This window comes from Bacillus sp. ISL-45, from assembly GCF_018613195.1.
GTDB lineage: Bacteria > Bacillota > Bacilli > Bacillales > Cytobacillaceae > Mesobacillus.
Genome location: NZ_JAGGQQ010000002.1, coordinates 1 through 13,495, shown reverse-complemented (window position 1 = coordinate 13,495; position 13,495 = coordinate 1). Strand labels below are relative to the sequence as shown.

General features: G+C 43.9%; 14 protein-coding genes. 6 read left to right on the top strand and 8 right to left on the bottom strand.

Annotated elements, in window-relative coordinates; all coding sequences use genetic code 11:
• Nucleotides 1-663: 663 nt before the first annotated feature.
• From yugI to J7E35_RS01270, 3 genes are all read right to left on the bottom strand, one after another.
• Nucleotides 664-1,059 carry a S1 domain-containing post-transcriptional regulator GSP13 gene (gene yugI, locus J7E35_RS01280; protein ID WP_214776413.1) on the bottom strand — a complete coding sequence of 132 codons (396 nt, stop codon included), beginning with the start codon at nt 1,057-1,059 and terminating at the stop codon, nt 664-666.
• A 121-nt stretch (nt 1,060-1,180) separates the two neighbouring features.
• The gene (locus J7E35_RS01275) at nt 1,181-2,860 is read right to left on the bottom strand and encodes a hypothetical protein (RefSeq protein WP_214776412.1); all 1,680 of its coding nucleotides are present in this window, start codon (nt 2,858-2,860) and stop codon (nt 1,181-1,183) included.
• Nucleotides 2,853-3,410: an RNA polymerase sigma factor gene (locus tag J7E35_RS01270; protein ID WP_214776411.1), complete on the bottom strand. Its 558-nt coding sequence runs from the start codon at nt 3,408-3,410 to the stop codon at nt 2,853-2,855. The genes J7E35_RS01275 and J7E35_RS01270 overlap by 8 nt, the downstream gene beginning before the upstream one ends.
• 270 nt (nt 3,411-3,680) lie before the next feature.
• Between J7E35_RS01270 and J7E35_RS01265 the strand changes: the two genes are divergently transcribed.
• The 3 genes from J7E35_RS01265 (at nt 3,681) to J7E35_RS01255 (ending at nt 6,523) form a co-directional block, all read left to right on the top strand.
• Nucleotides 3,681-5,024: a sodium-dependent transporter gene (locus J7E35_RS01265; RefSeq protein ID WP_214776410.1), complete on the top strand. Its 1,344-nt coding sequence runs from the start codon at nt 3,681-3,683 to the stop codon at nt 5,022-5,024.
• A 93-nt stretch (nt 5,025-5,117) separates the two neighbouring features.
• Nucleotides 5,118-5,363 (top strand): helix-turn-helix domain-containing protein, encoded by a 246-nt coding sequence (locus J7E35_RS01260; protein WP_214776409.1) that lies wholly within the window; start codon nt 5,118-5,120, stop codon nt 5,361-5,363.
• Nucleotides 5,364-5,668: 305 nt separating this feature from the next.
• A complete protein-coding gene (locus J7E35_RS01255) occupies nt 5,669-6,523 on the top strand; it encodes an alpha/beta fold hydrolase (RefSeq protein WP_214776408.1) in 855 nt (284 codons plus the stop codon).
• 32 nt (nt 6,524-6,555) lie between these two features.
• Here J7E35_RS01255 and J7E35_RS01250 read toward each other — a convergent pair whose 3' ends face one another.
• Entirely contained in the window at nt 6,556-6,816 is a 261-nt protein-coding gene (locus J7E35_RS01250) for a DUF1871 family protein (RefSeq protein ID WP_214776407.1), read from the bottom strand.
• 86 nt (nt 6,817-6,902) lie between these two features.
• On the opposite strand from J7E35_RS01250, the gene J7E35_RS01245 reads away from it, so the two are divergent.
• On the top strand, nt 6,903-8,072 hold the full coding sequence (locus J7E35_RS01245; protein WP_353050002.1) for a MalY/PatB family protein: 1,170 nt from the start codon (nt 6,903-6,905) through the stop codon (nt 8,070-8,072).
• Between the two features lie 51 nt (nt 8,073-8,123).
• Here J7E35_RS01245 and J7E35_RS01240 read toward each other — a convergent pair whose 3' ends face one another.
• The 3 genes from J7E35_RS01240 to J7E35_RS01230 form a co-directional block, all read right to left on the bottom strand.
• A complete protein-coding gene (locus J7E35_RS01240) occupies nt 8,124-8,573 on the bottom strand; it encodes a hypothetical protein (protein WP_214776406.1) in 450 nt (149 codons plus the stop codon).
• Nucleotides 8,574-9,044: 471 nt separating this feature from the next.
• The gene (locus tag J7E35_RS01235) at nt 9,045-9,257 is read right to left on the bottom strand and encodes a hypothetical protein (protein WP_214776405.1); all 213 of its coding nucleotides are present in this window, start codon (nt 9,255-9,257) and stop codon (nt 9,045-9,047) included.
• A gap of 73 nt (nt 9,258-9,330) precedes the next feature.
• Nucleotides 9,331-10,092: a peptidylprolyl isomerase gene (locus J7E35_RS01230; RefSeq protein WP_214776404.1), complete on the bottom strand. Its 762-nt coding sequence runs from the start codon at nt 10,090-10,092 to the stop codon at nt 9,331-9,333.
• A 105-nt stretch (nt 10,093-10,197) separates the two neighbouring features.
• Here J7E35_RS01230 and kapB point away from each other — a divergent pair, with 105 nt between their 5' ends.
• Nucleotides 10,198-10,578 carry a kinase-associated lipoprotein KapB gene (gene kapB / locus J7E35_RS01225; RefSeq protein WP_214776403.1) on the top strand — a complete coding sequence of 127 codons (381 nt, stop codon included), beginning with the start codon at nt 10,198-10,200 and terminating at the stop codon, nt 10,576-10,578.
• 177 nt (nt 10,579-10,755) lie between these two features.
• Here the strand turns inward: kapB and kapD are convergent, their stop codons facing one another.
• Nucleotides 10,756-11,379: a 3'-5' exonuclease KapD gene (gene kapD / locus J7E35_RS01220; protein ID WP_214776402.1), complete on the bottom strand. Its 624-nt coding sequence runs from the start codon at nt 11,377-11,379 to the stop codon at nt 10,756-10,758.
• A gap of 199 nt (nt 11,380-11,578) precedes the next feature.
• Between kapD and J7E35_RS01215 the strand changes: the two genes are divergently transcribed.
• Nucleotides 11,579-13,414, top strand: a complete 1,836-nt coding sequence (locus J7E35_RS01215) for a transglycosylase domain-containing protein (RefSeq protein ID WP_251040701.1) — start codon at nt 11,579-11,581, stop codon at nt 13,412-13,414.
• The last annotated feature ends 81 nt before the right edge of the window (nt 13,415-13,495 follow it).

The window sequence follows — 13,495 nt, the reverse complement described above, 5'->3', positions numbered from 1 at the left end:
ACAATCATATTGTAACCTGTAAGCTCTTTCATTTTAACCCCCTAAAAGAGAAAGACAGACGAATTTTGATTTCTTTTATTGAGATGTGGCACTGAGTCTGGGCAAGCTTTTCGCGATTGTGCTTAATTCCTGTCCGAAGTCACACCAAGTTCGGACAGCTTTTTGTAGTTGCGCTTGATTCCTGTCCGGAGTCACACCAAGTTCGGACAGCTTTTCGTAGTTGCTCTTGAATCCTGTCCGAAGTCACACCAAGTTCGGACAGCTTTTTGTAATACCGAGTGGATCTTGTCCGATGTCACACCAAGTTCGGACAGCTTTTTGTAATATCGAGTGGATCTTGTCCGAAGTCGACCAGGGTCAACCCGCCTGGCATGCTAGAAAATTCCAATAATAGGAAGACGGCACGATTATTATCTATTTTGGATTAATTACAGGAACTTTTCGGGCAATTATAGCGATCATCCAGGAGATTAGGACTTCGGTTTGGGAGATTATCAGCAATCATTAAGAGAATAATTTTTCCAGCTGCCAACCGTGGCTTTTACCAACAGCAAAACGAGGCATTTTACCAGTCACATAACGAAAAAATTACCCCTTGCAGCCCGAACAGGGAATTTCTCCGTAAAAAAAACCGGACAATTGTCCGGTTTTCCGCTGTTAAGCTTATTTCTTAGCCATATCTGACTGGTTGATCCACTCTTGAAGCTTATCCTTCAAAGTGTTGAAGCCTTGAGCTGAGTCATCCTGGTGCTGGACTACTGCAGCTGGACGCTTGGCACCGCGCGGCTTCTTAGCGCGTTGTGGTTGTTCTGGTGCTTCTTCAGTAGCACGGATTGATAAGCCAATTTTTCCAGCAGCTTCATCAATTGACAAAACTTTCACTTTCACTTCATCGCCAACAGAAAGGTGCTCGTTAACATCCTTAACATAACCGTGTGTGATTTCTGAAATATGCACTAGACCTTGTGTATTTTCATCTAATGCTACGAAAGCGCCGTATGGCTGGATTCCTGTTACTTTACCTGTTAAAACGCTGCCTACTTGAATATTTTCTGACATGGAAACACTCCTAAATATTGTTTTATTTTATCCCATTAATACGCAATTAAAAATTATATCATATTCTGTAGCATTTATCAAAAGGAATAAGATAATTCTTTGGGAGTGCTTCCAACAGAACTTATTGAAATGGCAAATACTGTACTTTCCAAAAGCCGTCTTCCTGGACCATTTGGAAGATTGGAGCATCAGGGCGGTCATTGAAATGAAGCTGGATTCCAATCACTTTTTCCGGATCATCATCCGGATGGTAAAGGGAAGCAAACTCATAGCCCTTCAACACTTTGCTTGCCGCCATTGTCGCTTCCTTCATTTCTTGTATATATTGTTCTTCTGGAGGCTGGCCGCCATCCTTGCTGTATAGTGCGTACTTGGTTTCGAAATCACCTGCCTGATCGGCATGGAAATATAGCTGCATGATTTCAAATGGGCCATATTGTTTGAGGATATTGGAATCTTTATTGGCCGCGAATTCCTTATAGCTCGAAAGCAGGGAACCTGAGATCGGGAGCACTTTTCTATCAATTACGTCTTCCTGCTTTAAATGGGGCGGAATCTCCATATACCTTGGAAAATCCAGCTTCTCGAAAACAGCCGGCTTTTGAAAGTTGTTACTTTCCATCTTTTTGTACATATTTTGCACCGCTGAAGCTGTGTCGGTTTCAGGATAGGTTTTAATCAAATACAAGTATGCTTTCTTCGCTTCATCTTTCAACTCGTTATTTTGGTCAAAAATATGTGAACTGACAACAAAGAGGCCAAAAAGGTTCCGGACGTCAATCCGCATTGTTTCTTCGATGGTCGCATCTTTCACTGTTGCTATCGTTTTTTCCAGCTTTACCAGTAAATCTGCCAGGCTCTCAAAGGAAATCACCTCACCCTTTCGATCCTGAACTCTGTTGCTCCTAAGTTCCAAATACCTTATAAAATCTTCATTCGCCGCTCCGCGAAGCCGGTCTGCAATGCCGATAAAGTTCACATAAGGAATAATCCTGCCCTCTTCTTCCCTAAAAGCATACCCATTTTCAACAGCTCTTGATGACATCTCTTTCAAATCATTGGAAGAAATACCTTCTCCCCCAGCATTCATCTTTTTGATAACCTCGGCGACATTTTCTTTCTCAATGGCTTTATTTATATCATCTTCATAAAATGTCATTGAAAGATAATAGGCCCCCAAAAAAGACTCCAGTTGATTAAGGAGATTATACTCAGGACCATCTAATGAAATTTCGTCATTTTCTTCTTTTAGAAGCTTGTCAATAATCTCTGATGGCATGGTGAATGCCTGATCAATGTCACTAGTTAATTTTTCCCTGGTATCCTCTAAATCACTTTCTTCATAGGCTTCCAGATTTGACAGAAAAGCTGCTTCCGCATCATTGAGTTCCATTGGAATATCTCGGTATAAATAATTTTCAAACCCAGATAAGAAGCCCAGCTTTTCTTTAGTTTCCAGCTCCCTCTTCTGATAATATTCCTGTAAATCCACAAACACGGCTTTGACATCCGCTTTTTCCAGCTCACCGGAACGATTTTCACCGGATGTTGCCTGGTGCTTTTCTACTTTCTCTTCAGAAGGTGCATGGTCTCCAATATATTGCATCATCAAGACCCCTGCAATCATCCCCACCCCAATAAAGCTTGCGGCGTACGGCAGGTGAAACCATTTATTTTGTTTCTGCTTCTTTTGGTCTTTCTTGATTGCCGCAAGGATTGATGAACGATTCTCTTCTCCCGGCATGTCATCGTATGCTTTTTTCAAATTCCCCAGACGCTTTTCCAATAACTGATCATCCATGGTTTGCACCCTCCTTCTTTTCGGCTAGAGTGAGCAGTTTTTTCAAGTGTTCTTTCCCTCTTGACATCCGTGTCTTTACATTTGCCAATGATGCACCGGTAATCTCTGCTATTTCGTCATAGCTTTTTTCGTGAAAGTAAAAGAGGACAATCGGGATGCGATATTTTTCATCAAGTTTCTGGATGCACTCATGCAGTGTCCTGTCTTCTTCATATCGCAGGATGCTTTCTTCTGCTGTCTTCCCGTTGTATGAGCGTTCCTTGCCGATCTTCAGCACCTTTTTAATTTGCCTTTGTTTACTGCGCGCAAAATCCCTCGTGACATTCAGGGTGATTTTATAGAGCCAGGTCGTGAATTTTGTATGTGAAAATTGGTCGAGGAAGCGGTAAACCCTGACGAACACTTCCTGGGTGATATCATCTATGTCGTCATATTTGTTCCCAAGCTGGAAGGCAAAGCGCTTGACGGTTGGAGTATGGATATCGATCAACTCTGCGAAAGCCTGCATATTCCCATTCCGGGCCCGGAACACTAATTCATCATCGTTCATTTTGGATCCCCCAAACTGATTACCTATCTTTTTCGATTTTAACGGAGACAGCTGCGGCCGCTTGCGTTTCCGTTGCCTAAAAGCGAAAATCACTTTATCTATAAAACGGCGGATTTTGCCTTTTGTTTCAAAAAAATAACAAATTGCTTAATAATTGTTTAAAGCCCGAAAATGCTATGCTTTTTCCTGAAAAAATAGTAACATGAAAAGGTATTTTTTCATTTTGTCAGAAAATATAAATATTCAGACTTTTTAAAAAGGAGTTTTCGTATGAACAAACACGAACAATGGACTTCAAAGCTTGGGTTCATCCTGGCTGCAGCGGGATCGGCCATTGGACTCGGGGCGATTTGGAAATTCCCCTATATGGCAGGAACAAATGGAGGAGGCATCTTTCTGGTCTTCTTCTTGCTGATGACTATTTTTATAGGCGCACCTATCTTGCTGGCTGAATTCATCATTGGCCGGAGCACCCAAAAGGACGCCGTTATGTCTTATAAACACCTGGCGCCGAAAAGCGCATGGCCTTTGCTTGGGTATGGCGGTGTCATTGCGTCCTTCCTGATCCTGTCTTTCTACAGTGTAGTTGGCGGGTGGATCCTTTCCTATTTGGCGCGGAGCCTAACCGGATCACTTTCAGGCTTGACCCAGGCGGAATACGGCACAGCATTCGAAAGCATCATATCCAATCCTGTTGAAGCTGTTGCTGTTCAGCTTTTATTCCTTGTCCTGACCATCTGGGTCGTGCAGGGCGGCGTCCAGCAGGGCATTGAAAAAGCGAGCAAATACATGATGCCCGCTCTGTTCATCCTTTTTATCATCCTGGTAATCAGGTCTTTAACACTGGATGGAGCGATGGCTGGGGTAGAGTTTTTCCTGAAGCCTGATTGGTCCGCAGTAACTGGACAAACCATTTTGATGGCACTGGGGCAGTCCTTTTTTGCTTTAAGTGTCGGACTTTCCGTAATGGTGACTTATGCTTCTTATTTGCCCAAGGGGGAAAGCCTGGCAAAATCCGCGTTTTCAGTAGTCGGGTTGAATATTCTCATATCGCTGCTCGCCGGCCTTGTCATTTTCCCGGCTGTATTCGCGTTTGGTTTAGAACCTGAAGCAGGACCCGGACTCGTTTTTGTCGTACTGCCAGCCGTATTTAATGAACTGGCATTTGGCGGGTTATTCATGACGGTTTTCTTGATTCTGCTGCTTTTCGCGACATTGACATCCGCATTTTCAATTCTTGAGATCATCGTCGCGGTATTATCCAAAGGAGACAAAAATAAGCGGAAAAAATTTTCCTGGATTGCTGGCCTCCTTGTTTTCGCTGCGGGAATTCCGAATGCTCTTTCCTTCGGTGTTTTATCAGAGGTGAAATTTTTCGGAAAAACCTTCTTCGATCTTGCTGACTTCCTGACGAGCAATATCGCCCTGCCGCTGGGGGCTTTCTTCATTGCCATATTCGTCGGATATGTCCTGCCCCGAAAAGTGGTCAAACGTGAATTGGAAGATGGCCCTGAAAGCAATCGCTTATTATTCAACATTTGGTATTTCTCCATCCGCTACATCGTACCAATAGGTATTGGCATTGTTTTTTTACAATCGATTGGTATAATCTAAAGTTAAGAAAACGTTCACATTATTGTCGATATTTTCAAAAATTTAATGATAAACTTATAGTAAGAGATATTTTATTTTTGGAGGTGATGAGCGATGACTGCAATTGGACAGAATATCAAGATGTGCCGTGAACGAGTCGGAATCTCCCAGGAGGAGCTCGCTTTAAAAATCAGGGTAGGTCCGCGGACGATCCAAAGATACGAAAGCGGCGAGCAGACACCTAAATTGCAGACGATTCTAAAGATCTCAACAGCCCTCGATGTCCCTGCGTCAGAGTTAATGGGAGAGGTTTATTACGCTGCACCGCCAGAACTCGACCAAAGACCAAGCAGCTTGTAACCTGCAATGATCATAAAACTACTTAGCAGGCAGGTTATTCTGCCTGCTCTATTTTTTGGCTGCCGTAAAAGTCTCCCGCAGAGAATGAGGCCCAGCCATAAAATTTTTTTAAAAATAAATGTATACTACTCTGCCAATCTGGCTATCCTAGTCCCATAAGGCTTTCTAGTATTCCCCCCTTTTTTAATGGGCACCAGCATTGGTGTCCATATTTTTTTTGTTTTTATTGTGTGAAGTAACATTTTGCGGGGAAAATAAATGGCATACCTTGCCTAATTCGCTAATCATGTCAGGAGTGAAAGCCGTTGGAATTCGCCAGGAATAAAACCGTTAGAGGAATCGACCTTTACTATGAGCACTATCAGAATCCTGACGCAGAGGAAACTTTGGTACTGCTCCATGGTTTTCTTTCCTCTACTTTCAGCTTCAGGCACTTGGTCCCCCTGCTAAAAGAGGATTATAACGTCATTTCAGTGGACCTTCCCCCATTTGGAAAGAGCGGCAAGATATCCAGCTTCAAATATTCCTATGAGAACCTGGCCGCGACAGTCGTTGAGCTGATGAAATCCCTTGGCGTCCGCGAATTTAATGTCGCAGGGCATTCAATGGGCGGCCAGATCGCCATGAATATCCTTTTGCATCATCCGGAATATGCGAAAAAAGGAATCTTGCTTTGCAGTTCGGGATATTTGAAAAAGGCAAAGCTGCCGCTTGTCCTTTCAAGCTACATCCCGTATTTCCATCTTTACGTAAAGTTTCACCTGGCACGGTCTGGTGTAAAACAAAACCTGCAGAACGTTGTATATGACCATTCGATGATCAATGATGAAATGCTGTATGGCTATCTCTCTCCATTCCTGGAGGATGATATTTTCAAAGCGTTGACGATGATGATCCGCCACCGGGAAGGTGACCTTTCAACCGAAGAGCTAAGGAGAATCGAAGCTCCATGCCTGCTGATCTGGGGAGAACACGATAAAGTCGTTCCCGTCCGGATCGGGAGAAAGTTGAATAAGGATTTGAAGAATTCAGAGCTCATCATTTTAAAAGAAACCGGACACCTCGTCCCCGAGGAACGCCCGGAAGATGTCCATCAACTGATCAACAGGTTCATAGCAGCAGAGGAAACAGCTGAAGCAACAGCAAACGGCAGCCGCTGATGGCTGCCGTTTCTATTCGTATTGAGGAAGCTTTATAAAGAGCAAACATCTTCATTCTTGATCGCAAGCATTGTGTTTGCGACTGACAGGCATTGATCATACGGCAGGACCTGTTCGAATGAAAACTCGAAAATGGACTGGATCCTTCGGGCGATTTTATCGACTTCGTCATAATCATGGACAGCCTGGAGAATATCGGCGATTTCCGGGTCGAACTGGCCTTCGCCTACCTTGAAAGGATCCCATTTATTCAAAACATCAATTAATTTATAGCTAAGTTCTTTCGATTCCAATTCAATCACCTGATTATTTTTTAAAAATATTTTATCATAAAGTAAGAGCAGGATAAATTTTTCAAGGAGAAGGCGGTGCGTACATAGTGGAAAGAATAAATTTTGACAAGGTAGTGGACAGGAACAATTCGCATTCAGTAAAGTGGGATGCAATTGATAAGGTTTTTGGCAAAGATGATGTCCTGCCAATGTGGGTCGCGGATATGGATTTCCATCCTCCCGAGGCGGTCACCGATGCACTGAAGGATCGGATCGAACACGGGGTATTCGGCTATACCTTTGTTCCGATGTCAGTGACAGAAGCCATCCAGGATTGGATGAAAAATCGACATGATTGCGAATTCAAGAAATCATCCATTGTTTTCAGCGAAGGTGTCGTCCCTTCAATCAGCACGGCTATCCGCGCTTTTACTGAAAAAGGTGATAAGGTACTTGTTCACTCCCCAGTGTATACGCCATTTTTTAACATGGTCAAAAATAATGACCGCACCCTGGTTACATCTAATCTATTGATAGAGAATGGCCGTTTCGAAATGGATTTTGCCGACTTTGAAGCCAAGCTGCAGGATGGAGCGAAAATGTTCATTCTCTGTAACCCGCATAATCCCGGGGGCAGAGTCTGGACGAGGGACGAACTCGAAAAGATCGGCGACCTTTGCGTAAAGCATGACGTTCTGATTGTTTCCGATGAAATCCATTCAGATCTTGTGTTCAAGCCTAATGTCCATATTCCAATCGCATCGATCAAGGAAGAATTCAGGGAGATTACGACCACCTTCGTCGCACCAAGCAAAACCTTCAACCTTGCCGGCCTTCAGGCTTCCGCCGCTTTGATCCCGAACAAGGAGCTGAAGGCAAAATTCAAAAAAGTTCAGGAGCAGCAAGGCTTCTTTACATTGAATGCCTTTGCGATTGCAGGAATGGAAGCTGCCTACCGTGATGGTGAAGAATGGCTCGAGCAGCTGCTTGAGTATTTAAGTGAGAATATGAAGATAGCAACGGAGTTTATTGCCGAACACCTGCCAGCACTAAAACCGATGAAAGCAGATGCTACCTACCTCCTCTGGATCGATTGCCGCGGACTTGGTTTGAGCGACGAGGAGATCAAGGATCAGCTGCTGGAAAAAGGCAAACTCGGACTGGAACCAGGAACGAAGTACGGCGAAGGCGGCGAAGGCTTCGTCCGGATGAACCTCGCCTGCCCGCGCGAAACCTTGAATGAGGGACTGGAGAGGTTGAAGAAGGCATTCAGTTAGACTGCTAGAAAGCAAAAATGGAGCCATCCCATTCGGGATAGCTCCATTTTTTTATGCGCTCACTTCCAGCGATTCGTAATATGGCTCTAATGAATATCCAATGATCGTGTCCATGAATGGATGCAGCCTTTGCGGAATCATCATGCGTGCGTAATCCCAGGCATTCATCTCAATCTGGAGGGCAATCCTCTTTTTCAACACATCATTGCCGGTTTCCTCCATCCGCTGAATCAGCTCCGCAAGTTCGCGGTCCTCGGCATGCCCAATCTCATGAGCAAAAACAACGGCAAGATAATCTTCAAAATGTTCCATTGAAGAAAAGACCTGCAGGCATTGCGCCTTGATCTCTTCGATATATAAAGTAATCGTATGAGTTCCAAAATTATATTTCCCGCCCGCGAACCGGTCGCCCGGAAAAAAACCTTCAAGTTTTACTTTCACACTGCTGCCAGATTGGACAAGAATTTCTTCGACAATCTTCTCTATCTGTAAGTTCTTCAATTTATACCCCTAACTTCATTTTAGAATATAAATTGTATTATAACGTTTTAGTAAAATAATGAAAACATGACTTTTACCCTGGTTTTTTGTTGTTAAACCTGTTTTGTAAAAATTTTGTTATATTATGGCTCTGTCAAAATGAGACTTAAGATTTTCGTTCCAGGCACTTCGCTTTCCGCTGGGAAGAATTATGAAAAAGCCCAACTGCCTGCTTTTTCAAAAATCAAATTCTTCCTTGGGGCTGGCGCTGAGCCTCCTCGTCGCAAACTCCTGCGGGGTCTCATGGCCAGCTGATCCCGCCGGACATTGATTAGCTTCCGCGAATCAGCCCATGCACGAAGGAAATGGGTTAGCATTTTCGGATGAGTCTACGTGCCTTCCAATACAATCAACAGGATGTAAAAATCAGCACTTTTCAAAACTTCAACATTTCTCCAATTATTCACCCACAAAAAAAGAACAGCCAATGAATCAGCTGTTCTCTTTTGTATCATTCATTTGTTTCATGATTGACTGCTCGTGTTCCTTTGCTTTCTTGGCTTCCTTTTTGGAAACTTTGATGATGTATCTCATCGTCAGGATCGCTCCGATCAGGAAAACGAGTGAAGTGATCGCGGCCGGGATATATTCTGTCTTGTCTTCCGGGAAATATAAAAATAATGAGATGACAAACCACTTACTCATTCTCATCTTCCTTTCATCAGCTCTCCAAACATTATATCAAGGTTTGGATTTTCGTCCAACCGCGAATAACTTCCTATTTCAGTACATTGATTTTTTCGATGACGACATCTTCCTCCGGCTTGTCCTGAGCTCCTGTTGGCGCAGCGGCAATCTTATCAACAACATCCATTCCCTCAACTACCTGGCCGAATACAGTGTGCCTGCCATCAAGGTGTGGCGTGCCGCCATCTTCATACATCTTCAGGACTTCTTCAGGGTAACCTGCCTGCTTCATCTTCTCTTGCAAACTGGCATCCAGCTCCTTGTTTTGGACGATGAAGAACTGGCTTCCATTCGTGTTCGGGCCGGAATTGGCCATTGATAATGCACCGCGGATGTTAAAGAGCTGTTTTGAGAATTCATCTTCAAATGGACCTCCGTAGATGCTCTCGCCGCCCATTCCAGTTCCATCAGGATCACCGCCCTGAATCATGAACCCGTCTATGACGCGGTGGAAAGTGACTCCTTCATAGTAGCCCTCTTCGCTATGCTTAATAAAATTCTCTACCGCTTTTGGAGCCTGCTCAGGGAAAAGCTTGATCTTAACAGTTCCCATGGAGGTGACCATTTCCACAAGCCTTTCATTTTCCTGGACTTCCGCTGTCGCTTGAGGGTAATCGAGATCTTCCTCAACTGCTTGTCCAGCATTCGTCGTGTCTTCCTTCTGCTTGTCTGCTTGTCCAGCATTTGTCGCGTCCTCATTCTGCTTGTCTGCTTCCTGCTTTTCATCTGTTGTGCCGCATCCAGCGAGAATAAGCATCATTGCAAATAGTACTGCCAATATTTTTTTAGTCATTGTATGTATCCCTCCTATAGACACTTTAAACGATTACAAAATGTTTTGCACCTTTGTTTTTGCTATAATAAAAGAAATAATTTGTATTCCGAAAGGGGCTTTCACATGGCTGAATTGAACATTGGCGATCGAGTAACCGCCATTTATAAAACCGGCAAATATATAGGCGAAATCACGGAACGCCGGCCACAGCACTATCTTGTCCGAGTATTGGCAGTCGCAAAGCATCCAATGCAGGGTGATCTCCATAACCCGAAGGATGCAGCGGTTGGCTTTTTTCATGAAAGAAAAGCACTGTCTTACCGCGAACAGGCAAACATCCCAGAAAAAATGGTCAAGCCGTACGATGGCGAAATGCCTGATTACCTTGAATCGTTAAAAGAAGCGGCAGCCAAGCTTCGCGGTGAACTCGAAGGCGACGATTCACCATGGGCACAGCAGAGCCTGAGAAACCTCGAGTCTCTGGAAAAAGATTATTTTAAATAAGGCTCTTTTCGAACATTTTGTTGTTTTCAACTGCATTTATACAGGTATAAATGCAATCATTATTCAGAAGTCTCCATGATATTGCGGTTACTAGTACATGCACGAAAAGCAACAATGAATGTGAGAACGGCTTTAAAAGACGCAAAAAGCCAGATTGTTTTTTCCAATCTGGCTTTTCTATGCGAATTTATTGAGCAGTTTGGAAAAGTCAACCATATCCCCGATTGTGGCTGGTTCTGGTCTTTGCAAGTATTGTTTGTCTTTTTCCACAAGCTTGTAAATATGGTAGGTCGTCAAAGCATCATCAAGGGCACGGTGATGTTTTCCTGTACCTTCCCTGCCATACTCCTGCACTGCCTTCCATAGCCCTGTTTGGTTCTGGTCGCCGAAGAAACGCTTATATTCCATCGAAAGATCGATCTGCTTACCTGGCAGCGGAAAAGCAACAGACGCCTGCTGGCAATTTTGCAGCAATACCTTCATATCCATATTGCCCCAGGTGACAATCTGGCAATTCTTGCTTCCCCCCATTGACCTAAGCTTATCTACCAAAGCCTTGAAGGTAATACCTGAATTCACCTGCTCCTGGGTGATGTTCAGAAATGAACGGCAGCGATCTGTCAAAATCGGAAAACGCAGTGGCCGGACATAAGAAGAAAATTGTTCAACCACCTTGCTGTTTTCGACGAGGACAGCGCCAGCTTCAATGATTTCCGGGTAAAAGCCCCTTCTCCTGCTGTTCCGGTCAGGCATGGTAAACTCAAAATCAATAAATAATGTGATCCTTTCTTTTTCGCTCATGCTTCCCCAACTTTCTGAAAAGCCAGTAGTTGTATGTAACCAGTATATGCTTTTCGGTCGATTATTTTATCTATTATATCACGTTTTTTAATAAATTTTTAAATTTTCTGCAATTTAACTTTAGCATTTTTTTTGACTAAAAAAGAAAGTAAATTTCAGCTCGTCTGTTCCGATATTATGAAGAGTGACATGAAAATGAATGCAGAAAGGATTTACCGTGAGGATTATAACAGGCTACCTTTTGATACTACTATTAATACCAGCTTTTGTTACCGTTGTGACCTTAACCTATACAGAAGCAGGCAATGCTGTAAGCATCAATGATACCCTTGATGAAAAAATCGATTTGAACAAGACGAAGCTCTCCCAAACGAGTATGATCCTTGCAAATAATGGTGAAGTCATTACCGAGATCTACCGGCCGATGAACAGGCACTATGCTGCAGGGCATGAAATCCCTGATTTTCTTAAAGAGATATTTATTGTTTCGGAAGACCGTAATTTTGAAATACATCCCGGTTTTGATTTGCCGGCAATTGGCCGCGCGCTGGCCATCAATATTCATTCAGACGACATAGAACAGGGCGCAAGCACCATTACCCAGCAGCTGGCCCGAAACCAATATCTGAACCACCAGAAATCATATAATCGCAAGCTGAGTGAAGTATTATATGCATACCAGCTGGAGAAGACTTTTTCAAAGTCAGAGATTCTTGAACAGTATTTGAATGCGATTTATTTTCACAACAATGCATATGGAGTCAAGGCCGCAGCGGACTTTTATTTTAAAAAAGCCCCCATGGACCTTTCCGAGGCGGAACAAGCTTTCCTTGCTGCGATTCCAAATAATCCTTCCTATTATGACCCGATTGAGCACTTCGAGCGGACGAAAAAACGTCAGGAACGGCTTCTGAATCTACTTGTACAACATGGAAAAATCAAACCTGAATCAGCACAAAAGCTAAAGCAGGAACCAATAATTCTTAAAGTCGATTCTCGGAAAAATTCATATCCTGACTATACTTCCTATGCTTTACACGAGCTGAGGGAATTGATTGCTGAACAGGAAAATCTCGATAACAGCGACGAACTGACCGCAAGGATGGAGGAATTGCTTCGTTCAGGGGTGGTCATCCATACAAATCTGGATATTGGTCTGCAACAACAGGCAGTCCGGGCTGTTAAAACTCATCTCCAAGAACCAGCTGTTCAAGGTGCCGCCACAGTGATCAACCATGAAACCGGGCAGATTGTGGCGGTCGCCGGAGGAAAGAATTATCGGGGCGGCGACTTCAATCGCGCATACCAGGCTTTTCGCCAGCCAGGCTCTTCGATCAAGCCATTGCTTGTTTATGCGCCCTACTTTGAAAGGTTCGATGCAAATAAAGATTCTCAAGTCAACACCGGCCCACTTTGCATCAAGGGTTATTGCCCAAAGAACTATGGGGGATCAAACTATGGGATGGTGACATTTGAGAAAGCATTCATACAATCCTACAATACACCAGCAGTAAGGATTTTACAGCAGGTTGGAGCAGATGAAGCCTTCAGTGACCTGGCAACCTTTAAATTTGAAAGAGTAACAGCACAGGATCATGTGCTTGCCGCGGCAGTTGGCGGATTCACAAGTGGAGTCAGCCCGCTTGAAATGACATCAGCTTATACCGTTTTCAGCAATAAAGGCCTTTTCCTAAAGCCAAGGGCAATCTCGAAGGTAACAGGTTCGGATGGGGAATTGTTTTATAAATGGAACGACGAGCCTGCCCAGGTGTGGAATCCGAGCACCGCCGAAAAAGTTCGGAGCCTGATGCAAAAGACTGTTGCCTCAGGGACAGCAAGAAAAGCAGCTGGTGCCGGACCTGGTGCCGGCGGCAAGACCGGAACGACAAATGACTTCAAGGATTTCTGGTTCATCGGCTTCAACGGGCCGTACACAGCAGGAGTCTGGGTCGGAAAAGACAAGCCGCAGAGCATGGAAAATATCAATCATCAGTCGCCTCATCTATTGATCTGGCGTGATATCATGAAAAAATAAACCGGGCAGATTTCTGCCCGGTTCTCCAATCCCGTTCGTATGCCCTTATAACTCCTTGACGATTAAGTCCATATAATTGTG